The organism is Liquorilactobacillus cacaonum DSM 21116 (assembly GCF_001436735.1).
Classification (GTDB): Bacteria; Bacillota; Bacilli; order Lactobacillales; family Lactobacillaceae; genus Liquorilactobacillus; species Liquorilactobacillus cacaonum.
In genome coordinates, this window is record NZ_AYZE01000014.1 from 1,409 (window position 1) to 27,869 (window position 26,461).

Here is a 26,461-nt window from a genome sequence, read left to right on the forward strand (position 1 = left end):
TTTTTAATATCGCGGGATGGAGCAGTCTGGTAGCTCGTCGGGCTCATAACCCGAAGGTCGTAGGTTCAAATCCTGCTCCCGCAATTGGTCCTATAGTGTAGGGGTCTATCACGCCTGCCTGTCACGCAGGAGATCGTCGGTTCAAATCCGTCTAGGACCGTAACGTATGATTACTAAGTAGGAGATTTAGTCAAGCTTGACTAAATCTCCTACTTTTTTTCTATTTTCATAATATATACCTATTACTTATAAAAACAAAGTGTTAAATGAATGGATAAGTGTGGTAAAATGATATATGTTACAGCGTATTCCCGAAAGGATTCATTAATGTGAAGCTGCCTTGTAACCAAAAATATTGTAATGGGGGAATTATTGTGTCAGAGAAACATTTATTTACTTCGGAGTCGGTTTCGGAAGGACATCCAGATAAAATAGCAGATCAAATAAGTGATGCTATTTTAGATGCTTTATTAGAAAAAGATCCAAATGCACGTGTAGCTTGTGAAACAACAGTTACAACAGGATTAGTGGTTGTAGTTGGGGAAGTTTCTACGAGTGCATATATTGATATACAAAAAGTAGTTAGGAAAACTATAAAGGACATTGGGTATACTGGTGGTCAATATGGTTTTGATGGTGATAACTGTGCTGTTATGGTCGCTATTGATGAACAGTCCTCAGATATTGCACAAGGGGTTGATACGTCTTTAGAGACAAGAAATGGCGACATTGATCCATTAGATCAAATTGGCGCAGGTGATCAAGGGATGATGTTTGGTTATGCAATTGACGAAACACCTGAATTGATGCCACTTCCAATTTCATTAAGTCATAAACTAATGCGAAAGATTGCTGAAATTAGGAAAAATGGGTCTTTAAATTATTTAGGACCAGATGCTAAAGCACAAGTAACAGTAGAATATGATGAAAAAAATGTTCCAGTAAGAATTGATACTGTTGTCGTTTCAACACAACATTCAAAGAATGTAACATTGGAAGTAATTAGAAAAGATATAATTGAAAAAGTCATTAAAGCAGTAATACCTGCAGAATTACTTGATGAGAAGACAAAGTATTTTGTAAATCCGACAGGCAGGTTTGTTATCGGTGGGCCACAAGGTGATGCGGGATTAACAGGTCGTAAAATTATTGTTGATACTTATGGAGGATATGCACATCATGGTGGGGGTGCATTTTCTGGGAAAGATGCAACTAAAGTTGACCGCTCTGCCAGTTATGCTGCACGCTATATTGCAAAAAATATTGTTGCGGCAAAGATTGCTTCACAAATTGAAGTTCAATTAGCTTATGCAATTGGTGTTGCACAACCAGTTTCCGTATCAGTAAACACTTATGGAACATCAAAAGTTGATGATAGTGAACTTGTAAAAGCGATTCGGAAGGTCTTTGATTTACGTCCTGCAGGAATTATAGAAATGTTGGATTTAAAACGACCAATTTATAAAAAAACTGCTGCCTATGGTCATTTTGGACGTACTGATATTGATTTACCATGGGAAAAAACAGATAAGATTGAAGAACTTAAAAATATTTTGAAACTTTAGTACAATCTTTCTTGATTTTTATTTTCTTGTTTGATAAGATTAATTAAATATTATTTTGTTGAGAAGGAATATTAGTTTATTTTCTAGTTTAAGAGAGTGTATGGTTGGTGTTAATGCACACTAGGAAATTTATGAACTCACCTTTGAATTTTTTGTTGAATTGTTTAATAGTAGGCAAGAACGGGACTTCCGTTATAAGGTTAAGTGCCAACATATGTTTGTTGGAAGATAGGTGGTACCGCGATTGCATTCGTCCTATGTATAACTCTTTATGGGTTTGCATAGGCTTTTTTAGTTCATAAAAAGGATGGTTTTTAAATTGGCATATATGCATAAAGAAATCGAAAAAAAATGGCAACATTATTGGGAAGAACACAAAACTTTTAAGACAACAGAAGATGAGAATAAGAAAAATTATTATGCATTAGATATGTTCCCATATCCTTCTGGACAAGGGCTCCATGTAGGACACCCCGAGGGCTATACGGCAACAGATATTATAGCTAGGATGAAAAGAATGCAGGGCTTTAACGTGTTGCATCCAATGGGATGGGATGCGTTTGGCTTGCCTGCAGAGCAGTATGCATTAAATACAGGACATTCACCTAAGGAATTTACTAAGGAAAATATTAATAATTTTAGAAGACAAATCAAATCATTAGGCCTTTCATATGATTGGGAAAGAGAAGTTAATACAACTGATCCTTCCTACTATAAATGGACACAGTGGATTTTTGAAAAATTATATGAAAAAGGATTAGCCTATGAAGATGAAGTTGCTGTTAATTGGAGCCCAGATTTAGGCACCGTTGTTGCCAATGAAGAAGTAATTGATGGCAAGACAGAAAGAGGTGGCTTCCCCGTTATTAGAAAACCGATGAGACAGTGGGTTTTAAAAATTACGGCCTATGCTGATCGCTTAATTGATGATTTGGAAGATCTTGATTGGCCAGAGAATATTAAAGAACAACAGCGTAATTGGATTGGTAAATCGGTCGGTGCAAGTATTAAATTTAAAGTGGAAGGTTTTGAAAATAAGGAAGTTGAAGTTTTTTCAACACGTCCAGATACAATTTTTGGGGCCTCTGCTATGGTTTTAGCACCCGAACTTGACTTAGTTAAGGAAATAACTAAAGATAGTCAAAAAGATAAAGTTAATGCATATATAGATGAAATAGCACATAAGTCTGATCTTGAAAGAACTGATTTAGCAAAGGAAAAAACAGGTGTTTTTACTGGTGCTTATGTAATAAATCCAGTTAATGGTGAAAAAATTCAAGTATGGATTGCTGATTATGTTTTAGCAACCTACGGGACAGGTGCTGTTATGGTTGTTCCAGCACATGACAATCGAGATTATGAATTTGCATCCAAATTTGGGTTACCGATTATCCCTGTTATTGAAGGTGGAAATGTTCAAAAAGAAGCATATACAGGTGATGGAACACATATTAATTCAGGCTTTCTGAATGGACTAGATAAGTCGCAAGCTATTGATAAAATTATTAGTTGGATGCAAGAAAAGCAAGTTGGTGATAAAAAGGTAAATTATCGCTTGAGGGACTGGCTGTTTTCTCGACAAAGATATTGGGGAGAACCTATTCCTGTTATTCATTGGGAAGATGGGGAAATGACACTTGTTCCAGAAGATGAGTTACCTTTAAGATTACCAAAAGCAACCGATATTAAGCCGTCTGGAACTGGTGAAAGCCCCTTGGCCAATTTGGACGAATGGGTAAATGTTGTTGATAAAAATGGTAGAAAAGGGCGACGTGAGACTAACACAATGCCACAATGGGCAGGGAGTTCTTGGTATTTTTTGAGATATATTGATCCACATAACCAAGGACGAGTTGCTGATTTAGATAAGTTAAAAAAATGGTTACCAGTTGATCTTTATGTTGGGGGTGCTGAACACGCTGTATTACATCTACTTTATGCACGTTTTTGGCACAAGTTTTTATATGATATTGGCATAGTTCCAACAAAGGAGCCATTCCAAAAATTAGTGAACCAAGGAATGATTCTTGGGGATAATCATGAAAAAATGTCCAAATCTAAAGGAAACGTTGTTAATCCAGATGATATTGTTGAAGAATATGGTGCAGATACATTGCGTCTTTATGAGATGTTTATGGGGCCATTGGATGCATCAATTGCTTGGAGTACTGACGGATTGAATGGTGCAAATAAATTCATTAATAGAGTATGGCGATTGATTATTGATGAGAATGATCATTTAAGGGATCGGGTGACTACATTAAATGATAATAGTTTAGATTTAATCTATAATCAGACAGTAAAAAAAGTCACTGAAGATTATACTGCGCTTCATTTTAATACTGCAATTTCTCAATTGATGGTTTTTGTCAATGAAGCATATAAGGTTGATGCATTACCTTTGGACTATATTGAAGGTCTAGTGAAGATGTTGTCACCAATAATTCCTCATGTTTCAGAAGAGTTATGGACTAAATTAGGTCATGTTGGTTCGATTACTTATGAAAAGTGGCCAGTTTTTGATACAACTAAATTGGTAGAAGATACAGTTGAAGTTGTATTACAAGTAAATGGCAAAGTTCGGCAACGTTTAGCTGTTTCTAAACAAATTTCCAAAGACGTGTTGGAGAAAATGGCTTTATCAGATGAAAAAATAAAAAAAGAAATTACTGGAAAAGATGTAATTCGAGTAATTGTTGTTCCAGGCAAATTAGTAAATATTGTTGTAAAATAATTGTTTTGGATAACAATTATAGAAAGTAATAATAAAAAATAATTTTGAACCGGTTTTTAAAAAGTAAGATTCTATAAAACTTTTTGGAAATCGGTTTTTTGATATTCTTTAAATAGTTATATTAAGAAACTGAGTTTGTATTACATATTACTTAATTGTTATATCTTGCATTGCAACTCTTGCAAAATCAGTTTAAAATTAACAAAGTGAATGATGAGAAGGTAGGAAAACCAATGGTGAAAAAGGTACTTAGTGAATCAACGTTTCCTGAAGTTGGAAAAGAAGAAATTATATCCAAAAAAAATGAAATTGCAAAAGCAAAAATGTTACGTGGATCTGCGTGGATGACAATGGGCAGCATCTTCTCAAGAATATTGGGAGCTCTTTACATTATTCCGTGGTATACATGGTTTGGAAGGGAAAATCTTGCAGCTAACAACTTATATACACAAGGGTACACTGTTTATAGTGTGTTTCTAATGATTTCAATTGCGGGTATTCCATCGGCGGTGTCTAAGCAAATATCTAATTATAATGGACAAAATGAATATGCATTAGGACAGCGATTATATAAAAAACTTATATTGATAATGTTAGGTTTGGGGATAGTTTCCGCAATTATTATGTGGTTTATAGCGCCCTTTTTGTCTCAAAATGATAAAAATGTTATTCCAGTTTATCGCTCACTTGCTATTGCGTTGACAATTATTCCAACAATGAGTTTGACTAGGGGATTTTTTCAAGGGTATCAAGATATGTTTCCTTCAGCAATGTCACAATTAATTGAGCAAATTGCAAGGATTATATATATGTTAGGTACGACTTTTATAATCATGAAGATTCTAAAAGGGAGTTACGTTTCTGGTGTAGTACAGTCAACTTTTGCAGCTTTTATTGGAGCAATTGCGGGCTTGAGCTTCTTAGCCTGGTTTTACTTTAGAAAAAAAGATGAGTTTGCATTACTTGCAAAACAAAGTGCAAATGAACTAATAATTTCCGATTCACAAATCATAAAAAACTTATTATTTGAAGCAATTCCGTTTGTGGTAATTAGTGTCTCTACAACTGTGTATAATTTGATTGATCAGTTTACCTTTAAGCAAATTATGTTACATTTTACGAATTATGGTGTAACTGCAATTAATGACTTATACACAATTTTTGCTGGTAATTCTAACAAATTAATAATGATTATTATTTCTTTGGCTTCAGCAATGTCTGCGACTGCGATTCCCTTATTAGCACAAGCATATTCAAATCATAATAAAGAACAAACTGCATTACAATTAGCTGATGCAATAGAATTGTTTTTCTTTATAATGTTGCCTTGTTCGTTAGGAATGGCAGCTGTTGCCAAACCTTTATATGTAGTTTTTTATCAGTATAACTTCACAGGTGTGTACGTTTTAAGCTTTTCTGCATATGTAGCATTACCAATTGGTTTATTTATGGTATTGGCATCCTTATTACAAGGTGTATATCAAAATATGAAGGCAATCAAGTTTTTCTTAATAGGATTAGCAATAAAAATAATTTTACAATTTCCACTTACATTGATATTTCATCCTTTTGGTCCGTTAATGGCGACTGGGATTGGAATGACTGTTTCAAGTTGTCTCATGTTAAGATATTTTTATTACAATTTGGAAGTTAATATGGGCAAGATTATCAAAAGATTTGATCAATTGCTGATTTTTTCATTAGTGGTTTTTGCTGTTTCGCTTGGCCTAATTCAGTTAAGTGATATGTTTTTAAATCTAGAATATCGAATAACTGCACTTATTGTGCTCTTTATTGCAGTAGGAGCAGGCGGTTTGACGTATATTTATTTAGTATTGAAAACAAAAGTTGCAGATAAAATTATAGGCAGCCGTGCAGCAATACTGCGTAAAAAATTGAGGATAAGGTGAAATGAGACTTGATAAGTTTATTGCTGATACAAAATTAGTGACCAGAACCCAAGCAAAATCGTTTATAAAAAGTGGTTTAGTTAGTGTCAATAAAAAAATAAGTAGTCAAGCAAAATTACAAGTTAATCCAGAGTTAGACAGTATTGAATTATCGGGTCTTACACTTAGCTATCAAAAATATATTTACCTGATGATGAATAAGCCAAAAGGAGTTGTTTCGGCAACGATAGATAGGGATTCTAAAACTGTCATTGATTTAATTAATGGCTTTAAGAAAAATGATTTGTTTCCTATTGGAAGATTAGACAAGGACACAACTGGCCTGATGATTTTAACAAATGATGGAGTATTGGCACACAATGTTCTATCACCAAAAAAACATGTAAAAAAAACGTACCGTGCATTGATTGCGGGCGTAGTTAATAATGATACAATTGAGATTTTTAAAAAAGGGATTATATTAAAAAATGGAGAAGTGACTAAGCCTGCAAAATTAAGAATTATAGCTATTGATGAGGTTAAAGTTGAGACCTACATCGAAATAGTTATCTTTGAAGGAAAATACCATCAAATTAAACGAATGTTTGGGGCAGTTTCTATGAGAGTAAAGGAACTGCAAAGAGTAAAAATGGGGAATATAGTTTTAGATGAAAATATAGAACTAGGAAAATATCGTGAATTAACAACAGAAGAAATCCAGAAGTTAAGGCAAATTGAAGAGTAAATTTTTATATTCCACCAGAATTTTCCTGCATAAATCTTTGAATTTCGTTAATAATATCAGTAGGTAATACAACATATTTATTATTGCTCAATTCTTTGGCAATGGCACTATGAGTGTAGACAGCAGCATCAATAACATGTTCATAGTGTTTTAATTTGAATTGTGCTAAAAAACCAGCAATTATGCCAGCGAGCGTATCACCCATGCCACCTGTTGCCATAAATGGCCCACCAATTTGGAGCTTTGAAATTGAACCATCTCTGTGATAAATTGTTGTATGATGTTTTTTTAAAATAACAGTAGATTGCAATTGTTGTTGAAACAAGGTATTTTTTACATCATCTTGTACTGAAATTTTAATGCCACTCAAGCGCTCCCACTCCATTTGATGAGGCGTAAAAATGGGATGTATTTTTTTGATAAGTGGAAAAAATTCGTGATGTAAAGAAATAAGACTGATTGCTGATCCGTCAATAATTAGTAGTTGTTGTGAAGAAGTATTTTGTAGTACAGTTTGTAAAATTTGCAATGAAGTAGTATCTGTTCCCAAACCAGGTCCGATAAGTAATATATCAGCTCTAGTAATTGCGTCGATTAAAAGAAAATCAGATTGATAATCGATATACATTGCTTCTGGGACGATAGTATGGAGGGATGTCAAATTGTTCATTGAGGTTGCACAAGTTACTAATCCTGCCCCACAGTGGACAGCTGCCGATGTTGCCATAATTATTGCACCACCAAATTGAATATTTCCACCAATGGTCAGTACACGTCCAAAATTACCTTTGTGACTTTCTAATGGGCGAGTAGTGATTATTTGGTTTAGAATTTTTTTTTCAATAATATGCATGTTGTCCCTCCTAGTGAAGATTTATTTTTATTATACAACAAAATATTTTTTGATTAGAATATTAATTAATAATATCAGAAGGTGATGTGATAAAATTATTACATGACAGATTTTTAAGGAGGAAAAGTGATGAAAATTGATTGGAAAAATGAAATTAACCAAAGGAAAGATGCTTTATTACTAGATTTGACCGAATTATTAAAAATTGAAAGTGTTAGAGATGAGAAAATTGGTTCAAAAGATGCACCGTTTGGTCCAGGACCCAGAGAAGCTTTGGATAAATTTTTGGAAATTGGGCGAAGAGATGGATTTGAAACACTGGATTTAGATGGTGTCGTAGGGCATCTTGAATATGGTACAGGTAATGAAACATTGGGAATTCTAGCACACGTGGATGTCATGCCCGCAGGAAATGGATGGGAAACTAATCCATTTGAACCAATGATAAAAGATGGAAAACTTTTTGCACGGGGAGCTTCTGATGATAAGGGACCTGCAATGGCAGCATATTATGGATTGAAGTTGATTAAAGAGTTAAATCTGCCAATCAGCAAAAAGGTCCGCATGATTATTGGTACCGACGAAGAAAGTGGATGGAGATGCATGACTCATTATTTTGAGAAAATGCCACTTCCGGATTTCGGTTTTTCTCCAGATGCATTTTTTCCTTTGATTAACGGAGAAAAAGGTAATGTAAGCTTTAATGTTGACTTCCAAGGTGGAAATGGTTCAAATGCAAAATTACTGGATTTTTATGCGGGACTTCGTGAAAATATGGTTCCTAGAGATGCAATAGCACATGTAAGCGGTGTTGCATTTGAGGACACAAAAAAATTACTTGCAAAATTCCTGAGTGATAAACCAATTGAGGCAACAATTCTTGAAAAGGATGGTAAAGTTGAAATTGCAGTGATTGGGAAAGCAGCCCATGCACAAGAACCAAAAAATGGTGAAAATGCAGGAACTTATTTGGCGCTCTTTTTAAAACAACTGAATTTAGGATCTGGGGCAAAACAGTTTATTGAATTTGCTAGCAATTATTTACATGAAGATTCAAGAATGGATAATTTTAGTTTACATTATTCAGATGAAATTATGGGTGATTTAACAATGAATGCTGGAATATTTAGTTTTGATGCCTCAAAGGGTGGGAGAATCACACTGAACTTTCGTTTCCCTAAAGGGATTGGAACTAAAGAGATTGAAGCAGCATTGATAAAAGTTGCCGAAACTTTAAATGCGCAAATTAATGCAACTGGGAAAACTCAAGAACCACATTATGTTTCTCCAGAGGATCCATTGGTTAAGACTTTATTGGATGTTTATCAACGTCAAACTGGTAATGAAGGGTATGGAATGGTTGTTGGCGGTGGAACGTATGGACGATTAATGGAAAGAGGAGTGGCTTTTGGAGCAATGTTTCCAGGAACTCCAGATACGATGCATCAAGCTAATGAGTATATACCAGTTTCTGATTTATTAAAAGCAGCAGCTATTTATGCTGAGGCAATTTATGAATTAATCAAGTAGATTTTAGAATTTCTGTTTAATGCTTAATCAAATGGTATTGTTTTTGATTAGGTGTTGAACAGTTTTTTTAATTCTTTGAACTTTGAATTCATATTGAATTAGGGGTAAACTTGAATTGTATACAAAGGAGGATTTTAGCATGCAAAAAGAATTTATGCATGAAATTGAATCGAATGTTTTGGATGAAGATGATACAACAAAAACTTTCTTTATCCCAAGTAAGAAGGAACAATTAATAATTAGGGTAGACAAAGATGTACTTTCAAAACTTGAAAATGATTTGAAATTTGAAAGAATGTTGAAAAATTTGTTGAAAATGAGCTCTAGGAACACAAAAAAGGAAGTTGTGAATATAACAAAACGAAATTATCGTATTTTTCTTTAATAATTATTTAAATTGTGTAGGTAATGTTCATAGTAGTGTTGCCTTCCCTTAGAATAAGAAAATAATATTTTTTATAAGTGAGGTAATTAAGAATGTTTTTAACGACTGGTGAAGTAAATCGTGCGTATATGATTGTTGGTATTGTTAATGCTACTGTAAAAAGAACACTTACACCCGATGAGATAGATGATGTAGATAATTTTGATGAATTATATGAAAAAGTCAAAACTAAATTAATCGAGCGGACTGTTGCAAGAGATGGTGATGGAATTATAGCGGTACATTTTACTCCTGAAATTGTTAGCGTGGGAGTCGGGCCTAAGTACATGATCTTACATGGTTATGGTACTGTGATTAGTTTTCCGCAAAAAAAATAAACTGAGCAATTAGTAATGGTATACGTAACTAATTTGCTATAATTACGTGATAGATTTATAAATCTATTTTCAATTTTATGAGGATGAGTTGTGATGCATTTGGCTTGAAAAAGTATGAACTCATTGTTATCTAATTCTTGTTTATTGACATTTTTTGAATACGAAAATGAGATAGTTTGAGTCTCACTTATTAAGAACTACTATATTTCTATTCTCAGAATAAAAAATAGTGGTTCTTTTATTATAGTTCAATTGGCACACTTATTAAAAAAAGTAGTTTTATATTTAGCTATTTTAGAGGATAAAAGGCACTTGTCTATAAATAAGTCTTAAAGATTGGACTAAATGAGATAAATTGTGCTAGCTTAGATTATAGATATCAATTTATTTTTTTGGGGGAAGGAGTTATTCATGATTAAGAAAATTTTTGTGAGTTCTATAGTTGCTTCATCAGTGTATTTGAAGTATCAAAGTATCAAGAAAAAAAGAAGTATTCAAAGTATTATTTTTGAATTAGGAATAAAAAATTTTTGGCATGGACTAGACGCAAGAACGGCAATTAAATTTGAAAAAATGAATCGCGAAAGTTATATGGCATATGAATTACCACAGAAGGTAGAGAATAACTTAGGTTTTGAATGGTTAGACGAAAGAAAGCAAGTTTTAAAAAGAGATGGAATTGTATCTCCGGTGAGAAAAGTTATTTTTTATATACATGGAGTGACATTTTGCCAACACCCTACTGATTTGCAATATAAATTTGTTACAAAAATTGCTGATCGAGTATGTGCAAGTATAGTTATGCCAGTTTACCCCAAAGCGCCTGCTAAGAACGTTGATGATGCACTTTCGATGATTATGCGAAGTTACCAAGAACTTCTTTCGTCATATGCTGGTAAATCTGAAAACATTATAATACTCGGAGATGCTTTGGGTGGCGGGCTTGCTATTTCACTATTAGAACAGCTTAGAGATGCACAAATTTCATTACCTAAGCAAGCGATATTATTGTCACCTTGGCTAGATGCGTCGCTAACTAATCCAGCCATCGAAGATATTTCTGAAAGAGATTCAGTTTTAAATTTAGATGAGTTACACCTCGAAGCTACGTATTATGCTGGAGATGAAGAGCTTAAATCACCAGTAGTAAGTCCAATCTACGGTGAACTCGACAATTTGCCAAATATAACCATTTTTGGAGGGACAGAGGAAATTTTATATCCAGATATGAAAATATTTACCGAAAAGGTAAAAGAAAATGTAGAATTATTTACTTATAAGGGAATGTTTCATCTTTTTCAACTTTTTCCATTACCAGAATCAAAAAGGGTTATTGAGCAAATTACCGATTTAATCCAATATAACTAATAAAAAAACAGCAGAGTTTTAAATTCTGCCGTTTTTTTGTGTCGTTTTATTAATTTAATTAGTTACTGCTTGATGAGGATGAGCTTGAACTTGTTGAAAGGTAACTTGAGAGAATATCTTTTAAATCATTATCTTTAATTGAGACATTTCCCTTTTTAAGAACTTTACCAATAACTGTTTGAAGAAGTGATGAGTCATTCATGTCACTATCAATAATTTGTTTCTTAAGTTCACTGATATGTGCACTCATTTTACCCTTAGCTGGTCGTTTGATAGACTTGATAATATGATAGCCATAACTTGTTTTAACAGGAGTTGTTGTATATTCACCTTGCTTCAAAGCAAAGGCAGCTTTCTTAAATGCTGATACTAATGAAGTATCTGTATTATCAAATGCTGATAATTTACCACCTTTATTTTTAGTAGCAGTATCTGTCGAGTATTTCTTAGCAAGTTCAGTAAAGTTACCACCAGCTTGTAACAATTTGATTACTTTTTCAGCAGTTGCTTTTTTTGCAACTAGGATATGTGCAACTGTTGTCTTAGGTTGATAACTCTTCCATTGTTTCTCTAATTGTTTTTCTGTAATAGTTGTGTTTGCTTTTACAGCTTCACGAAGCAACAGATTTGAACGAAGTTGTTGCTTGAAACTCGATTTGGTCAAACTATTTTCAGACAAGACACTCGAAAATGATGAACCGTATTGACTAGCATAGGTATTGTACTGAGCATTAACTTGTTTTGCTGAAACCTTGCTACCGTATTGTTTTTCAAGCACCTTATCAAGAATCATTTGTTGTAAAATTTGTTTCCCTGAGGAAGTCTTTTTCATACTATCATAGTAAGCACTCTCAGTAATTTTACCACCTGAAGTTGTTGCAACTGTTTTGGAGCAAGCAGCTAAACTTACAGTCATAAGGATACCTGCTAATGCAAGAAGCCATTTTTTCATTATAAAATACACATCCATTCGTTTATTTTGCTTGTATAAGAATATACAAATCAACGTTATTAACTATAACACAATAGTTCCTTAAGGTTGAATTAAAAGACAAAATTTACAAAAAAATTCATCTTTTATTCAATTTATGAAGTCTTTTCATAAATTTTCCTGAAATTTAGTAATATTATCAAGGTTATTTTTTATTTTGAATTGATATTCAGAAATAATAGTGGAAAGCTCTTCAATTCTTTTTTGAGAATTAGGTAATTCCTTTTTTAGTTTTTCAATACTTTCTAAAAGATTATCATAAGAGTTTTTTACAGTCTTAGCTGATGCAAAGACTTCCTTTGCCTTTTCGCCAGATTCAATGATTTTATTGCGCGAAAGATAACCAACTAGAGAAAATATTCCCACTGCAGTTAAACTTAAAAGTGCCGTTTTTTGGGTCATAAGCTAATCCTCCAAATTTTGTTTGATACTGGCAGCAATTTCTTGTAACTGATTTGTTGAATATTTCTCAGAATTATTTGTGAAGTTTATTGAGAAACTATCAGATTCTGTATAACGCGGAATTAAGTGGAAATGTGAATGAAAGACAGATTGATAAGCAAGTTCACCGTTATTATTTACAATATTGAGTCCCAAAATTTTTGGATTACTTTTTTTAATTGCACGAGCTATCACAGGTATTTTAACTAAGACTTTGCTAGATAAAGCAGCATCATAGTCAAAAATATTAGTAACATGTTTTTTAGGAATCAAAAGAGTATGTCCTACTGTTGTTTGGGATATATCTAAAAAAGCTTTTACATCATCATCTTCATAGACAGATACACTTGGAATTTCCCCAGTGATAATTTTACAAAAAATACAATCTTCCATAAAAAGAAACCTTCTTTCAATTGGTATTATATTGTAGTATACAATATAATACTACAATGATGGAAACTTTATATTAATTTGAATACCATTGTTTATGCTATAATCAGCATTACAGATAAGTGAAAGGATTTACAAAAGATGACATTAAAGGTGCAAGGGCTTGTTGGTGGGTATTCGAAGATACCTGTTTTAAAAGATATCTCTTTCGAGGTTAATTCAGGGCAGCTAGTTGGTTTGATTGGGTTAAATGGTGCAGGGAAATCAACAACTATTAATCATATAATTGGGTTGCTCGAGCCTCAAAAAGGAGCTATTAAAATTGATGATATAGGGCTTAAAGATGACGCAAAGGCCTATAAGGGTAAGTTGGCATATATGCCAGAAATGCCGGTGTTATATCAAGAATTAACACTTAAAGAACATTTAGAACTAACCATCATGGCGTATGGCTTAGACTCAAACAAAGCATGGAGAATAGCTAATAAGTTATTAGGCATCTTTCGTTTAGCTAATAAATTAGATTGGTTTCCAGCAAATTTTTCTAAGGGTATGCGTCAAAAAGTAATGATAGTATGTGCATTTATTACTAGGGCCGATGTATATGTTATTGATGAACCTTTTTTAGGATTAGATCCCTTGGCAACTAGAGATTTATTAACATTAGTTGATTCTGAAAAGAAGAGAGGGTCAGCTATTTTAATGTCAACTCATGTATTGAGTACAGCACAAGAATACTGTGATTATTTTGTTTTACTTCATCAAGGTAGGATTAAGGCCAAGGGAAGCCTCCAGGAACTAAGGACTTTGTATGGTAATGATTCTGCATCGTTAACTGATATTTATCTTGGAATGACACAGGATGGAAAAAGCAATGAATGAGATTTGGAATAAAAGATTAAAGGCATACCAAAGTACACTATTACGATATTCAAAATATGTTTTTAATGATCATTTTGTGTTGGCCTTACTTTTTTTTGTTGGTGGTTTAGGGCTGGCTTATTCGAATTTTGTGAAGGCTTTACCTTTGAATATATTATGGTGGGAAAAACCGATACTCATTGTTATCCTCTTTCTTCTTTTAAAAGTTGGTAAATTGACAAGTCTTTTAGTGGAAGCAGATAGTGTGTTTTTATTGCCTAAAGACTATGAAATGAAAGGTTTTTTGCAATTGGCGTTGAAACATTCTTCGTTAATTGCGTCAGTGATACAGTTAGGATTTATTGTGGTTTTATCACCATTCATTTTACAAGGGCTTCATTGGAGTCTCTTGAAGCTTTTTTTACTTTTTCTAGCATTATGTTTTCTGAAAATAATGGATTTAATCCAGATTATGCTAGGTGCCTATATTGAACATTCTGAAAAATTGTGGATAAAAATTTTATGTCAATTGAGTCAACTTATTATTCTAAGTCTGTGTATTTATGTGAATGTTTTTATTGGTACGTTTATTGCTTTTATTTGTCTAGTAATTGCAAAATATTATTTTAATAGTGCATCAAAAGTACATATTTTCAGATGGAATGATATGATTAAATTTGAAAAAGAAAGGCTAATGGTTCTATACAGATTTATCAATTTATTCACTGATGTTCCACAAATTGTGGGACAAACAAAACGCCGGAAAATATTTGATTTTATGTTGCCCAAGACAAAGAATGATCCGTATCTTTATCTATACAGTAGGAGTTTTATTAGACAAAGTGGTTTTAGTGGAATGTTTGTCAGATTACTATGTTTAGCAAGTATCATAATCTTATTTTCAACAAATTTGATTTTTAGTTTTTTAATAATTTGTATGTTTATTTACTTGATAGGTTTTCAATTGTTTGGATTATATTTTACTTTTGATGATAATGTGTTCATATATATCTACCCAGTTAGTGAAAGTCAAAAAAAAGTAGCATTTGTAAAATTAATACGTAAAATGTTGTATGGTGTTTGGGCAATTTTAAATGTATTAGCGGTAATTAAATTGGGATTTAAGGCATCTTTTCTATTAATTCCATTTGTTTCGTTTGTTGAAATATATGTAATTGTGGGTTATTTATTAACAAACTATCTCAAAAAAAAAGCTTGACACTTGTTGTATGAATTTGTATCCTTGTCTAAGGATTATGGACTTGTAGAGGAGACTTGCCAATATGGATTTCAGGTTGGATGATGGTTGGCAGATTCGTCCGCTTAGGGGGAATACCGGGACTGCTTATATGGGGATTAGAGAGCAGGAAAGGTTGTTTATAAAAAGAAATACTTCGCCTTTTTTGGCCGCACTGTCTTTAGAGGAAATCACACCTAGATTGGTATGGACAAAGCACATTTCAACTGGGGACACTTTGACGGCGCAGGAATGGCTAAATGGTCGGTGTCTTTCCAAAGAAGAAATGGGACAAGAATCTGTTGCAAAACTGTTAGCAAGGATTCATGACTCTAAAATTCTGAGAAAAATGTTGCGACAAGTAGGCGGTAGATATATTTTTCCCGAAGAGTTGCTTAGTAATTATTTTAGAGGGTTGAGTCTAGAACTACGGACACATCCTTTGTTAAAAAAAGTTGCAAACCAATTGCGGATGCATCAGCCAAAGTTAGATCATAGAAAATTTAAGGTTTCACATGGCGATTTAAATCATAAGAATTGGTTATTATCGGATAGTGGTAAACTATATTTAGTTGATTGGGAATCTGCGAGATTGGCAGATAATGCGCTGGATATTAGTATGTTAATGTGTCAATATGTCCCACGGAAAGATTGGAATCAATGGTTAACTAAAAAATACGACATTGCAGTTACGGATAGTTTGAAACGAAGAATATGTTGGTATTACATGGTTAATTTGTTGCTCTCGGTTAAGGAAAATCATCAACGTGGTCATTTTTTTGAAATGAACCAAGACATATTACAGGTAGCAGATTTTTTTAATAATCAAGAATTTGTTTGATAAAAAAAGTATAATAGAATAATTGGATTAATATTAAGCATCTTGGAAAAACCGATTGATTGCAATTTAGTCAATTGGTTTTTTATTTGAAGAGACTCCAAGATGATTAGTTGATGCTGAAAGGAATGAAAATATGCGTTTACGAAATAAACCATGGGCAAAGCCACTCATTGATGGCAATCCTGATTTAATAGTGACAAACCCGAATGAATATCGTGGAAAGTGGGAAACAAGATTTAAAAGAAGTGCGCCATTATTTATTGAAGTAGGAATGGGTAAAGGTGGATTTATAATAGAATTAGCAAGGCTTCATCCGGAGAATAATTATATTGGTATTGAGATACAAACAACTGTTGCCGCGATTGTTTTAAAAAAACAAATTGAAATAAAACTTCCCAATTTACAATTGATTTGTGCAAACGGAAGTGGGTTAAGTGAATATTTCGAAGAAAATGAGATTGATGGAATTTTTTTGAATTTTTCTGATCCTTGGCCAAAAAAAAGACAAGAGAAGCGACGATTAACATATAGAACATTTTTAAAACAATATCAGAATGTGATGAGTGATGAGGGGACCATAGAATTTAAAACGGATAATCGTGGGTTGTTCGAATACTCTCTCAAAAGTATGAATAATTATGGAATGAATTTTGAGCAAGTTTTTTTGGATTTGCACAAAAATGAAGAAGCAATGCTTGATAATGTAATGACTGAATATGAAGAAAAGTTCAGTAAAAAAGGACAACCAATATACAAAATTGTTGCTAACTTCCAAAAGTTAGAACAAGTATAGGTTATCCTCAATAAGTTATGCATCAATTCTGTTAAGGCTAAGCACACTACCAGTTTTAGCATCTGCTTGAAATTCATAACGAACAAGCTGATTGTCCTCAATTCGGGATACACCGCCTTGATAGACCTCTGTAGTTAAAGCAAATTTGCGGATTTGTTTAGTTTGAACAGCTATCCAAGAATCTTGAATAGGTATCTCATTTTGAAAAGAATTTTTAATATTTTCTAAAATTTGTTGTGGAGTAAGTTGTGTGTTCTTTTTTAGAATGTTACTAGCTTGCACACCACCAATAAATCCAGTTAAAATACCTAAGGTTAATGGCAAAAATCTATTGAAAGTAATTGTCATGAAGAAAACACCTCACTTTATTCTTAATTTAATAATTAATTATAACACTAATTTTTCAGTTGCTTGAATAAATTGGAGTAAATGCCTTTTTTTTGAAGGTAAATAGGCTATAATGATGATAATCGAATTAATAATCATCAAGGAGGAATGAAAGATGGAACAATTTGGAAAAATGAATTTGGAAACACTTGAAAAAAAATTAGCAAAGGGCTCATTTGTCTTATTTTTTTCTGCTGGTTGGTGTTCAGATTGCAGTTTTATAAAGCCATCACTTCCAGAGATTGAGGAAGAGTATAAAGACTATAAGTTTATTCATATCGATCGGGATGAAAATATCGAATTGTGTCAAGAAATGATGGTAATGGGAATTCCGAGCTTCATCGTTTACAAAGATGGCAAAGAAGTTGCACGTTTTGTTAATAAGGATCGAAAAACTAAAGAAGAAGTTGAATCATTTTTAAATGGAGTCGCATGATTTAATAAAGAATGGGACTGTGTATGCGCGCAGTTCTTTTTTTGTGTAAAGGAGAAAGTACATGTTAATTGCAAGTTATAATAGTTCACAAATGGGAGATGTTCTCATTGTGATGCTTCATGAAGATATGAAAAATCAAAAAGTAGAAATCAAAGATAATGTTGTGCAAATTAGTGATGCAGACGGTAATACTAAATTAGGTTATAACTTTTTTGGATTAGGTGAAGCTCTTGGCATAAAGGGTTCAGGGCAAATTAAGCTTGATGAGCAACAAATTAAGCTATTAAATGAAGTACTAAAAAATGCAGGCTTTGAGCTGCTACTAGAGGTAGACAAATCTGTTGATTTTGTAGTTGGATTAGTTGAAGAAATGGTGGAACATCCAGACTCAGATCATTTGCATATTACTAAAACTAATATTGGCAATGAAACACTACAGATTGTGTGTGGGGCATCCAATATAGCTGAAGGACAATTAGTTGTAGTTGCAAAAGTAGGTGCAATGATGCCAAATGGAGCAATAATATGGCCAGGACAGCTGAGAGGTATTAAGAGTGATGGGATGATTTGTTCTGCACGCGAGCTGAATTTACCGAATGCTCCGAAAAAAAGTGGAATTTTAGTTCTATCAAAGGATGATTTTCAAAAAGGACAACCGTTTTTACTTGCCTAAATTTTGTTGAAGTAAGTAAATGTATGCTAACATGTTTTAGAGAGCATAGTTAGTTTTGTGATTAAAAATATTTCTAGCTACCTCTTAGCTCAGAACTTGGGTAGCTATTTTTAGTTGATTCATTAAAAGTAAGGAAGAAAAAATAATGCAGCATTATGATGGGCCAGCTTTTTATCGAAAAAAGAATAAAAGAGAAAATGAAAAGAAATATAAAATGACTTCTAAAAGTCAAAGTGAAGAGAAAAAAGAATTCAAAAGTGATGTAAATGGGGACAAAAAACAAATCTTTCGTCCATCCTTTGTGCCACCGTCATTTATCGGAAAGTCACAGAAATTAAGGAAAAGCCAAATTAAATATCAACAGTTATTCAATAATTTTAAAAAAAATGCAGAAGATTATTTACTGTTTGATGAGACGTTAGATAGCGATGTGACTGATATTGTAGATGATAATTCAATTCAGGAAAATATTATAGCGCATACGCTTTTGAATAATGAAAGTAGTAGTCCAGTGGACAGTGATACACATAGCGAAAAATCTGAAAATGAATTGGATTATAAACAAGAGACCGATGAAGTAGATGAAGATACAAATGGTTCAGGCATTATTCTTGCGCAACCAACTGAGGTAAATACGGCGATTTTTAGAGAACCGCTGATAACTGACAAAAATATTTTCGAAAAACCAGATGTTGACAAGGTAACCCAAACTACGGATTCTACTGTTAAGCAAGAAACTTATACTGCTGATTTAACAAAACCAAAATCTGCTTCAAGGCAGATTCAACATCAAAGACAGCTGCCTGGGATAAATGAAGAAAAACAGTATAAATTTCCTAGCATGGATTTTTTGCCACCTATTGTTAAAGTTAACGATGATACTCAAGATGAGTGGGTTTTGGCGCAAATAGAAACACTGAATGAAACACTGGAAGCTTTTCATGTTGATGCAACTGTTAAAGATTGGACAATAGGTCCAGCAGTTACACAATTTGAATTAACGCTAGAAAAAGGTGTTAAAGTCAATAAAATTACAAACTTAATTGATGATTTAAAGTTAGCTTTAGCAGCCAAAGATATTAGAATTGAGGCACCAATTCCTGGACAAAGTAGCGTGGGAGTTGAGATACCGAATTTAAAAGCTCGCCCTGTAATGCTTTCTGAGGTTTTGGATTCAACAAAATTCAAGGAACAAACATCTCCACTTACAGTAGCACTTGGAGTTAATTTGTCAGGGGAATCAATAATCACAGATTTAAGGAAAATGCCACATGGATTAATAGCCGGAGCAACAGGGTCAGGAAAGTCAGTATTTATCAATAGTGTTTTAGTGTCATTATTGTATAAAGCAACACCACAAGAGGTTAAATTATTATTAATAGATCCTAAAGCTGTGGAGATGGCACCATATCATGATATTCCACATTTGTTAGCTCCAGTTATTTCTGATCCAGTTGCTGCTTCAGCTGCATTGAAATGGGTTGTAGAAGAGATGGAAGAACGCTATCAGAAACTGGCGGCAGCTGGTGTAAGAAATATTGAAGGTTTTAATGAAAAGGTGGTAGAAAATCGAGATTTTGGATTATGTATGTCATACATTGTAATTGTGATTGATGAGTTAGCAGATTTAATGATGGTTGCTTCTTCGGAAGTGCAAGATTATATTGCAAGAATTACTCAGAAGGCTCGTGCAGCAGGAATTCATCTGTTAATTGCGACACAAAGACCAAGCGTAGATGTGATTACAGGAACAATCAAGAATAATATTCCGACAAGGGTAGCCTTTATGGTCTCAAGCCAAGTTGATTCAAGAACAATTATTGATGTTGGAGGAGCCGAACGCCTATTAGGTCGAGGTGATATGTTATATCTAGGTAATGGGGCAAGCCAGCCTATAAGGTTGCAAGGAACATTTGTGCAAAATGAAGTTGATAAGATTACTGATTTTGTACGTTCTCAAGGGAAACCTAATTATTCCTTTGACCCTGATGGATTGAAGAAACAAGCATTGCAAAATGAACAAGAAGATGAACTTTTACCTGAAATTTTGGATTATTTAGTCAATGAAGAAAATACTTCTACTTCGAAGCTTCAAAGAACTTTTGCAATTGGTTATAATCGAGCGGCAAACATTATTGATGTACTTGAAGCAAGACGATATATTTCCCCAGCAAGAGGTTCTAAACCAAGAGAGGTTTATCTTACAAAAGAAGGATTGGATAAAATCAGAAATCGAGTTGATTATTGAAAGGAATTCACTCGCTTTTTGTGTTAAACTAAGTCAGTAAATTTATTTAATTAAAGGAAAGAGGACAATAATATGGATACGGAAACCACCTATTATTTTGTAGGAATCAAGGGAACTGGGATGAGCTCTCTAGCCTTACTTTTGCATGATAAAGGATTAAAAGTTATTGGTTCTGATATTGAAAAGTATACGTTTACACAGCGTGGACTAGAATTAGCCGGAATAAAAATATTACCCTTTGATGAAAAAAACATTGTGGAAGGTCTTACCATTATTCAAGGAAATGCTTTTGGAGATGATCATCCTGAAATAAAAAAAGCAAAGGAATTAGGAATTACAATTATTACATATCCTGAGTTCCTAGAGAAGATTGTCGAGAATACAACAAGCATAGGAATTGCAGGAGCACATGGAAAAACTAGTACAACAGGATTGCTAGCACATGTTTTAGGTGGAGTGGCACCAACGAGTTATTTGATTGGAGATGGCTCTGGAAAAGGAGTTCCTGATGCGAGATTCTTTGTCTTCGAAGCTGATGAATATCGCCGACATTTTGTTGCATATCATCCAGATTATGTGGTAATGACAAATATAGATTTTGATCATCCAGATTATTTTACTGGAATTGAAGATGTATTTGATGCATTTGAAACACTAGCCAAGCAAACTAAAAAGGGAATCTTTGCCTGGGGTGAAGATAAATACTTAAGAAATATTAAGGCAGATGTTCCAATTTATTATTATGGAACATCAAAAGCAGATGATTTTAGAGCTGAAAATATCAAACGTACGACAACTGGATCAACTTTTGATGTTTATTATCATGATGACTTTTTAGGAACTTATGAGATTCCAATTTTTGGTGAGCATAATGTATTGAATAGTTTGGCAGTAATTGCAGTATCTTATTTTGAAAAAGTTGCTCAAGATGAAGTTAAACGTGAACTTTTGACATACCAGGGAGTCAAAAGACGTTTTACGGAGAAATATGTTGCGGACGTGACAATAATTGATGACTATGCGCATCACCCATCCGAGATTAAGGCAACAATTGATGCCGCTCGACAGAAATATCCCAATAAGAAAATAATTGCGGTTTTTCAACCACATACATTTAGTCGTACAATTGCGCTAATGGATGATTTTGCCGTTAGCTTGAATTTAGCTGATAAAGTCTATCTTACTGATATTTTTAGTTCTATACGCGAACATGGTGGGAATGTTTCTAGTAATGACCTTGGGGATAAAATTACTAAAGGCGGTGAGGTTTTGAAAGTAGATAATATGTCACCACTACTTGATTTTCATGATGCCGTCGTTGTTTTTATGGGTGCCGGAGATATTCAAAAATATGAATATGCATACGAGAAATTATTGAGTACGTTAAGCCCTAGAAATAACTAGTTTAGAATCGCTTTAGATATTACGGTTAATTAATAGAATATGAATTATATGTAATTTAGAAGTTTTACTCAAATGTAAATTGAATTTTGAGTAAAGCTTTTTTTAAATGTTCTTTATTTTTTTTTAAATGTTCTTTATTTTTTTTTAATCTCTAATCGATTGAGACAAATCGAAGTCTATGCTAAAATACATTCAAGACTATATGGAGGTGTCGTTATTAATGTCAGAAGATACTCACAGGCAAGGAAAAACGATTGATGATTTAAATGAAGGAGATTCATTAACAGTTAATGAAAGTGTTTCATACAGGGATGTACTGTTATATTTAGGAATGACCAACGATAATAATCCGTTGTACATTCAAGATGAATATGCGAGAAACATGGATTACAAGGCAGCAATAGTTCCGCCTGTTTTACTTACAGGAATTATTACCAGATCGGTCTCAATGATTCTTCCCGGTCCTGGGAGTCAGGTAGTCAATTTAGCAGTCAATTTTATTTTGCCAGTGTATCATGAAGAAGACGTCACATTTACTTTCGAAGTCATAAAAGTTGATGAAATGAAAGAGGTAGTTACGTTAGCAGTAACAGGGGTCAACGATGAAGGATGCCGAATTGTTGATGCGGTTGTGATGGTTAAGCCACCCACAAAGATATTGGTAGCAGATAATGATGAAAGTGTTAATACAGAGGTGAATATTTAATGGAGAATGGTAGAAAGTTAGTAAGTAATACTGGTGTGAATGGCTTTTTAACTAAAATGTATGGATTTATGAGTGGAGCAGTTGCAATCTCTGCTTTGGTTTCATATTTGGTTTCAAATGTTTTTTACAATGAAGTTGCTACTTATATGGCTAATAATCGATTTATGATGTTTGTTTTGATTGGTGCACAATTTGTAATTGCGATTGGAATGTCTTTTAAGGTTGATAGGTCACCTGTCGTTTCTGGATTAGGTCTCGTAGCTTTTGCTGTAATTGAGGGGATTTTTTTTGGATTAGTAGTGTCACTGTATGCAGCTAGTGATGTGACAATGGCTTTTGTTGGGGCAGCAGCAGTATTTGTCTCGATGGCACTTATTGGTACAACCACTAAAAGAGATTTGACGAAAGTTGGTACACATGCTTTTGCAGCACTTATTGCATTAGTTATCGTGTCGGTTATTAATATTTTTTTACAGAGTACAGTAATTACATTTGTATTTTCGTTTGTTGGAATTCTTATATTTACAGCATTAACGGCATGGGATGCTCAAAAATTTAGAATGTTATATTTACAAACAAGAGGACAAGTTTCAGGGACTAGTTTAGCGCTTATGGGAGCTCTACAATTATATTTAGATTTCGTTAACTTGTTTATCAACTTACTAAACATTTTTACTGGTTTTAACAATAAATAATTTTTAAAATTATTGTGGGAGTCTAAGTCAAAAGTAAATTTTGGCTAGACTCTTTCTTTTTTTGCAAATTTTTAGAGATTATCTAAAAGTGAAATTAGCCTAATTGAATATCCTAATTAGTATTCAAGTTTCAATGATTTATGTTGGCCTTTATATTTTCGTTAATTTCTACTAATGAGTACAATAGTTTGTTAAAATAGGTCAAGAAGATACATTAAAGGAGTTAGTTGTATGAATAAACAAAAAAAATTATTATTGATAGATGGTAATAGTGTTGCTTTTAGGGCTTTTTTTGCGCTACATCAATCGCTTGAAAGGTTTGTAAACCATAATGGGCTACATACCACTGCAATTTATGGTTTTAAGAATATGCTGGATAAAATTATAGAAGAAGTTAAACCAAGTCATATTTTAGTTGCATTTGATGCAGGGAAAAGGACATTTAGGACAAATGAATTTGAAGAGTATAAGGGGGGGCGTTCTAAAACCCCTAGCGAACTTTCAGAACAATTTCCTTATATAAAAGAATTGTTAAGTGCCTATGGAATAAGCAACTATGAACTTCTCAATTATGAAGCGGATGATATTATCGGCACCTTGGCCAATGATGCCCAAATAAAAGGATTTGATGTGACAATAGTCACAGGTGATCGCGATTTAACACAGCTTACGACTAATCAAATAACGGTAGCAGTAACGAAAAAGGGTGTAACTGAAATAGAGAAATATACACCGGCACATGTGGAAGAAAAATATGGGATAAAACCAGAACAAATTGTTGATATGAAAGGGTTGGTTGGAGATGCTTCTGATAATTATCCGGGAGTAACTAAAGTTGGTGAGAAAACAGCAATCAAATTATTACAACAATTTGGATCAATTGAAAATATTTATGAAAATTTAGATGAAATTAAGCCTTCAAAAATGAAGGATCATTTAATTGAAGATCAAGAGATGGCGTTCCTATGCAAGAAGTTAGCGAAAATATTGTGTGATGCACCGATTGAGATTGGTATTGATGATGTAAAATGGAACGGAATAATAGAAGATGATTTACGTAAGTTTTATGCGGAAATGGATTTTAAAAGTTTTTTAGCAAAGATGCAATCAAGTAAATTAAATCAATTAGACGAAAAAGATAAGAACAAGGTCACATATCAAGTAATCAATGCAGATGAGCAGTCTTTTAAGTTGAATTTAAACAAACCGCTATCTTTTTATTTGGAGATGAGTGGTGACAACTATCATCAAGCGCAGTTTGTCGGATTTTCGCTTAAAAATGATGATAAAATTTTTGTCAGCCGCAATGTTGAATTTTTGAAATCACTAGATTTAAAAAGAGCATTAGAAGATGAAAATGTGAAAATTGATTTATTTGATGGGAAAAGGACATATGTTGGGTTACGACGATTAGGGATTGAGCTTAAGGGTATTGATTTTGATATGTTATTAGTTTCTTATTTGTTGGATTCAAGTGAAAATAATAACGATTTTGGTAAATTAGCACAGCAACATGATTATTTTAATGTTTCTAGTGACGAGGAAGTCTACGGTAAAGGAGCTAAATATCAAATACCGGAAGATGATAGCATTTTCTTTAATCATCTAGCTAGGAAAGTTTTTGCAATTGAACAATTAAAAATGCAGTTAATGAAAAAATTAAAAGAAAATGAACAAGAAAAACTTTATTTTGAAATTGAACGTCCACTTTCATTAGTGCTTGGTAAGATGGAAGCAACAGGAATTAAGTTGGATAGTCAAAAACTTGAAGAGATGGGTAGTCAACTCAAGGAAAGATTAGCTGAATTAGAACAAGAAATTCATGTGGAAGCAGGTGAAGATTTTAATATAAATTCACCCAAACAGCTAGGTGTAATATTATTTGAAAAGTTGAAATTACCTGTTATTAAAAAAACAAAAACTGGTTATTCAACTGCTGTTGGAGTTTTAGAGGAACTAAGAGGAATGGCCCCCATTATTGATAATATTTTAAAGTATCGTCAAATTTCTAAAATTCAATCGACATATGTTGAAGGCCTCCTAAAAGTTGTTTTTAAAACAGATGGTAAAGTGCATACTAGATATACGCAAACACTTACCGCAACGGGAAGGTTATCTTCAGTTGATCCAAATTTGCAAAATATTCCAGTAAGGCTTGAAGAAGGACGCCAAATTAGAAAGGCGTTTGTCCCTGAAAAACTAAATTGGAAAATTTTTTCATCTGATTATTCGCAGATTGAATTAAGAGTTTTGGCTCATATCTCTCATGATAAAAATATGCAGGCTGCTTTTAAAGCTGGGGCAGATATTCATGCTAATACGGCAATGCAAATCTTTGGATTAGATGCTGCAGAAAAAGTTACTGGAAACATGAGACGACAGGCAAAAGCTGTTAACTTCGGAATTGTTTATGGAATTAGTGATTATGGTTTAGCTCAAAACATTGGAATTACCAGAAAACAAGCAAAGGAATTTATCCAACGTTATTTTGAAGTTTTTCCAGGAGTTAAGCAATATATGGACGATATTGTTGCAAAGGCACGGGAAGATGGCTTCGTCGAGACATTGTTTAACCGGAGACGATACTTACCAGAAATCAAAAGTAAGAATTTCAATTTACGCTCGTTTGCAGAACGAACAGCAATGAATACACCCATTCAAGGAAGTGCAGCTGACATTATTAAGGTAGCAATGATTAATATGCAAGAGATGTTGAAAAATAAAAATTTAGAAGCCAAAATGTTATTGCAAGTTCATGATGAATTAATTTTTGAAGCACCAAATAAAGAAATACCTCTATTAGAAAAATTGGTACCAAAAATAATGGATCAAGCTGTATCCTTAGAGGTACCATTAAAAGTTGAGAGTGCATACGGGAAGACTTGGTTTGACGCTAAGTAGTTGTTTGGAGG

24 protein-coding genes, 2 tRNA genes, 1 riboswitch and 1 other annotated feature are annotated in these 26,461 nt (G+C 33.3%); of the genes, 21 read left to right on the forward strand and 5 right to left on the reverse strand.

Features of this window, described 5'->3' with window-relative positions:
* Window positions 1–10 precede the first annotated feature (10 nt).
* The 6 genes from FC80_RS03865 to FC80_RS03890 all read left to right on the forward strand — a co-directional run bounded on the left by FC80_RS03865 (window position 11) and on the right by FC80_RS03890 (window position 6,933).
* Window positions 11–84: transfer RNA gene (locus tag FC80_RS03865), tRNA-Met, on the forward strand.
* Between the two features lie 2 nt (window positions 85–86).
* Window positions 87–160, forward strand: a tRNA-Asp gene (locus tag FC80_RS03870).
* Between the two features lie 133 nt (window positions 161–293).
* A riboswitch (SMK box riboswitch) is annotated at window positions 294–377 on the forward strand.
* Window positions 375–1,565 (forward strand): methionine adenosyltransferase, encoded by a 1,191-nt coding sequence (gene metK, locus FC80_RS03875; protein WP_057828823.1) that lies wholly within the window; start codon window positions 375–377, stop codon window positions 1,563–1,565. (Overlaps the previous riboswitch by 3 nt.)
* A 49-nt stretch (window positions 1,566–1,614) precedes the next feature.
* Window positions 1,615–1,826 (forward strand) — a binding site (T-box leader).
* Window positions 1,827–1,884: 58 nt separating this feature from the next.
* Window positions 1,885–4,299 carry a leucine--tRNA ligase gene (leuS, locus tag FC80_RS03880; protein WP_057828824.1) on the forward strand — a complete coding sequence of 805 codons (2,415 nt, stop codon included), beginning with the start codon at window positions 1,885–1,887 and terminating at the stop codon, window positions 4,297–4,299.
* A 233-nt stretch (window positions 4,300–4,532) separates the two neighbouring features.
* Window positions 4,533–6,209, forward strand: a complete 1,677-nt coding sequence (locus FC80_RS03885; RefSeq protein ID WP_057828825.1) for a putative polysaccharide biosynthesis protein — start codon at window positions 4,533–4,535, stop codon at window positions 6,207–6,209.
* 1 nt (window position 6,210) lies between these two features.
* The gene (locus FC80_RS03890) at window positions 6,211–6,933 is read left to right on the forward strand and encodes a pseudouridine synthase (RefSeq protein WP_057828826.1); all 723 of its coding nucleotides are present in this window, start codon (window positions 6,211–6,213) and stop codon (window positions 6,931–6,933) included.
* A 4-nt stretch (window positions 6,934–6,937) separates the two neighbouring features.
* Here FC80_RS03890 and FC80_RS03895 read toward each other — a convergent pair whose 3' ends face one another.
* Window positions 6,938–7,786, reverse strand: a complete 849-nt coding sequence (locus FC80_RS03895; protein ID WP_057828827.1) for an NAD(P)H-hydrate dehydratase — start codon at window positions 7,784–7,786, stop codon at window positions 6,938–6,940.
* 129 nt (window positions 7,787–7,915) lie between these two features.
* On the opposite strand from FC80_RS03895, the gene pepV reads away from it, so the two are divergent.
* The 4 genes from pepV to FC80_RS03915 all read left to right on the forward strand — a co-directional run bounded on the left by pepV (window position 7,916) and on the right by FC80_RS03915 (window position 11,446).
* Window positions 7,916–9,316 carry a dipeptidase PepV gene (gene pepV / locus FC80_RS03900; RefSeq protein WP_057828828.1) on the forward strand — a complete coding sequence of 467 codons (1,401 nt, stop codon included), beginning with the start codon at window positions 7,916–7,918 and terminating at the stop codon, window positions 9,314–9,316.
* 139 nt (window positions 9,317–9,455) lie between these two features.
* Window positions 9,456–9,701 carry a hypothetical protein gene (locus FC80_RS03905; RefSeq protein ID WP_057828829.1) on the forward strand — a complete coding sequence of 82 codons (246 nt, stop codon included), beginning with the start codon at window positions 9,456–9,458 and terminating at the stop codon, window positions 9,699–9,701.
* Between the two features lie 92 nt (window positions 9,702–9,793).
* Window positions 9,794–10,078 (forward strand): hypothetical protein, encoded by a 285-nt coding sequence (locus FC80_RS03910; RefSeq protein ID WP_057828830.1) that lies wholly within the window; start codon window positions 9,794–9,796, stop codon window positions 10,076–10,078.
* Window positions 10,079–10,489: 411 nt separating this feature from the next.
* Window positions 10,490–11,446: an alpha/beta hydrolase fold domain-containing protein gene (locus FC80_RS03915; protein WP_235807235.1), complete on the forward strand. Its 957-nt coding sequence runs from the start codon at window positions 10,490–10,492 to the stop codon at window positions 11,444–11,446.
* A 58-nt stretch (window positions 11,447–11,504) separates the two neighbouring features.
* Here FC80_RS03915 and FC80_RS03920 read toward each other — a convergent pair whose 3' ends face one another.
* The 3 genes from FC80_RS03920 to FC80_RS03930 all read right to left on the reverse strand — a co-directional run bounded on the left by FC80_RS03920 (window position 11,505) and on the right by FC80_RS03930 (window position 13,271).
* Entirely contained in the window at window positions 11,505–12,398 is an 894-nt protein-coding gene (locus tag FC80_RS03920; protein WP_057828831.1) for a peptidylprolyl isomerase PrsA, read from the reverse strand.
* A 147-nt stretch (window positions 12,399–12,545) separates the two neighbouring features.
* Entirely contained in the window at window positions 12,546–12,839 is a 294-nt protein-coding gene (locus FC80_RS03925; protein ID WP_057828832.1) for a hypothetical protein, read from the reverse strand.
* Between the two features lie 3 nt (window positions 12,840–12,842).
* On the reverse strand, window positions 12,843–13,271 hold the full coding sequence (locus tag FC80_RS03930) for an HIT family protein (RefSeq protein WP_057828833.1): 429 nt from the start codon (window positions 13,269–13,271) through the stop codon (window positions 12,843–12,845).
* A gap of 138 nt (window positions 13,272–13,409) precedes the next feature.
* Between FC80_RS03930 and FC80_RS03935 the strand changes: the two genes are divergently transcribed.
* From FC80_RS03935 to trmB, 4 genes are all read left to right on the forward strand, one after another.
* On the forward strand, window positions 13,410–14,150 hold the full coding sequence (locus FC80_RS03935; protein WP_057828834.1) for an ABC transporter ATP-binding protein: 741 nt from the start codon (window positions 13,410–13,412) through the stop codon (window positions 14,148–14,150).
* Entirely contained in the window at window positions 14,143–15,348 is a 1,206-nt protein-coding gene (locus FC80_RS03940; protein WP_057829337.1) for an ABC transporter permease, read from the forward strand. The genes FC80_RS03935 and FC80_RS03940 overlap by 8 nt, the downstream gene beginning before the upstream one ends.
* 64 nt (window positions 15,349–15,412) lie before the next feature.
* Window positions 15,413–16,207, forward strand: coding sequence for a phosphotransferase family protein (locus FC80_RS03945; RefSeq protein WP_057828835.1), 795 nt, complete (start codon window positions 15,413–15,415; stop codon window positions 16,205–16,207).
* Between the two features lie 133 nt (window positions 16,208–16,340).
* Complete coding sequence (trmB, locus tag FC80_RS03950) at window positions 16,341–17,000, forward strand: tRNA (guanosine(46)-N7)-methyltransferase TrmB (RefSeq protein WP_057828836.1); 660 nt, start codon at window positions 16,341–16,343, stop codon at window positions 16,998–17,000.
* A gap of 15 nt (window positions 17,001–17,015) precedes the next feature.
* On the opposite strand, the gene FC80_RS03955 is transcribed toward trmB, so the two are convergent.
* Window positions 17,016–17,348, reverse strand: a complete 333-nt coding sequence (locus FC80_RS03955; RefSeq protein WP_057828837.1) for a hypothetical protein — start codon at window positions 17,346–17,348, stop codon at window positions 17,016–17,018.
* Window positions 17,349–17,502: 154 nt separating this feature from the next.
* Here FC80_RS03955 and FC80_RS03960 point away from each other — a divergent pair, with 154 nt between their 5' ends.
* The 7 genes from FC80_RS03960 (at window position 17,503) to polA (ending at window position 26,450) form a co-directional block, all read left to right on the forward strand.
* Complete coding sequence (locus tag FC80_RS03960) at window positions 17,503–17,823, forward strand: thioredoxin family protein (protein WP_057828838.1); 321 nt, start codon at window positions 17,503–17,505, stop codon at window positions 17,821–17,823.
* A 61-nt stretch (window positions 17,824–17,884) separates the two neighbouring features.
* Entirely contained in the window at window positions 17,885–18,496 is a 612-nt protein-coding gene (ytpR, locus tag FC80_RS03965; protein WP_057828839.1) for a YtpR family tRNA-binding protein, read from the forward strand.
* A gap of 145 nt (window positions 18,497–18,641) precedes the next feature.
* Window positions 18,642–20,744 carry a DNA translocase FtsK gene (locus FC80_RS03970; RefSeq protein ID WP_057828840.1) on the forward strand — a complete coding sequence of 701 codons (2,103 nt, stop codon included), beginning with the start codon at window positions 18,642–18,644 and terminating at the stop codon, window positions 20,742–20,744.
* 72 nt (window positions 20,745–20,816) lie between these two features.
* Window positions 20,817–22,148 carry a UDP-N-acetylmuramate--L-alanine ligase gene (gene murC / locus FC80_RS03975; RefSeq protein WP_057828841.1) on the forward strand — a complete coding sequence of 444 codons (1,332 nt, stop codon included), beginning with the start codon at window positions 20,817–20,819 and terminating at the stop codon, window positions 22,146–22,148.
* Window positions 22,149–22,368: 220 nt separating this feature from the next.
* Window positions 22,369–22,854, forward strand: a complete 486-nt coding sequence (locus FC80_RS03980; protein ID WP_057828842.1) for a MaoC/PaaZ C-terminal domain-containing protein — start codon at window positions 22,369–22,371, stop codon at window positions 22,852–22,854.
* Window positions 22,854–23,549, forward strand: coding sequence for a Bax inhibitor-1/YccA family protein (locus FC80_RS03985; RefSeq protein WP_057828843.1), 696 nt, complete (start codon window positions 22,854–22,856; stop codon window positions 23,547–23,549). Before FC80_RS03980 ends, FC80_RS03985 begins: the two co-directional genes overlap by 1 nt.
* A 231-nt stretch (window positions 23,550–23,780) precedes the next feature.
* Window positions 23,781–26,450, forward strand: a complete 2,670-nt coding sequence (gene polA / locus FC80_RS03990) for a DNA polymerase I (RefSeq protein WP_057828844.1) — start codon at window positions 23,781–23,783, stop codon at window positions 26,448–26,450.
* Window positions 26,451–26,461: the final 11 nt, after the last annotated feature.

Bases quoted from the DNA above. Each gene is read 5' to 3' on its own strand.
- FC80_RS03985 (WP_057828843.1), top strand. From the start codon at position 22,854: ATGGAGAATGGTAGAAAGTTAGTAAGTAATACTGGTGTGAATGGCTTT.
- FC80_RS03945 (WP_057828835.1), top strand. From the start codon at position 15,413: ATGGATTTCAGGTTGGATGATGGTTGGCAGATTCGTCCGCTTAGGGGG.
- FC80_RS03920 (WP_057828831.1), bottom strand. From the start codon at position 12,398: ATGAAAAAATGGCTTCTTGCATTAGCAGGTATCCTTATGACTGTAAGT.
- polA (WP_057828844.1), top strand. From the start codon at position 23,781: ATGAATAAACAAAAAAAATTATTATTGATAGATGGTAATAGTGTTGCT.
- FC80_RS03960 (WP_057828838.1), top strand. From the start codon at position 17,503: ATGGAACAATTTGGAAAAATGAATTTGGAAACACTTGAAAAAAAATTA.
- FC80_RS03925 (WP_057828832.1), bottom strand. From the start codon at position 12,839: ATGACCCAAAAAACGGCACTTTTAAGTTTAACTGCAGTGGGAATATTT.
- FC80_RS03955 (WP_057828837.1), bottom strand. From the start codon at position 17,348: ATGACAATTACTTTCAATAGATTTTTGCCATTAACCTTAGGTATTTTA.
- FC80_RS03915 (WP_235807235.1), top strand. From the start codon at position 10,490: ATGATTAAGAAAATTTTTGTGAGTTCTATAGTTGCTTCATCAGTGTAT.
- FC80_RS03980 (WP_057828842.1), top strand. From the start codon at position 22,369: ATGTCAGAAGATACTCACAGGCAAGGAAAAACGATTGATGATTTAAAT.
- pepV (WP_057828828.1), top strand. From the start codon at position 7,916: ATGAAAATTGATTGGAAAAATGAAATTAACCAAAGGAAAGATGCTTTA.
- FC80_RS03885 (WP_057828825.1), top strand. From the start codon at position 4,533: ATGGTGAAAAAGGTACTTAGTGAATCAACGTTTCCTGAAGTTGGAAAA.
- murC (WP_057828841.1), top strand. From the start codon at position 20,817: ATGGATACGGAAACCACCTATTATTTTGTAGGAATCAAGGGAACTGGG.
- FC80_RS03890 (WP_057828826.1), top strand. From the start codon at position 6,211: ATGAGACTTGATAAGTTTATTGCTGATACAAAATTAGTGACCAGAACC.
- FC80_RS03935 (WP_057828834.1), top strand. From the start codon at position 13,410: ATGACATTAAAGGTGCAAGGGCTTGTTGGTGGGTATTCGAAGATACCT.
- FC80_RS03905 (WP_057828829.1), top strand. From the start codon at position 9,456: ATGCAAAAAGAATTTATGCATGAAATTGAATCGAATGTTTTGGATGAA.
- ytpR (WP_057828839.1), top strand. From the start codon at position 17,885: ATGTTAATTGCAAGTTATAATAGTTCACAAATGGGAGATGTTCTCATT.
- FC80_RS03930 (WP_057828833.1), bottom strand. From the start codon at position 13,271: ATGGAAGATTGTATTTTTTGTAAAATTATCACTGGGGAAATTCCAAGT.
- FC80_RS03895 (WP_057828827.1), bottom strand. From the start codon at position 7,786: ATGCATATTATTGAAAAAAAAATTCTAAACCAAATAATCACTACTCGC.
- FC80_RS03910 (WP_057828830.1), top strand. From the start codon at position 9,794: ATGTTTTTAACGACTGGTGAAGTAAATCGTGCGTATATGATTGTTGGT.
- FC80_RS03970 (WP_057828840.1), top strand. From the start codon at position 18,642: ATGCAGCATTATGATGGGCCAGCTTTTTATCGAAAAAAGAATAAAAGA.
- trmB (WP_057828836.1), top strand. From the start codon at position 16,341: ATGCGTTTACGAAATAAACCATGGGCAAAGCCACTCATTGATGGCAAT.
- FC80_RS03940 (WP_057829337.1), top strand. From the start codon at position 14,143: ATGAATGAGATTTGGAATAAAAGATTAAAGGCATACCAAAGTACACTA.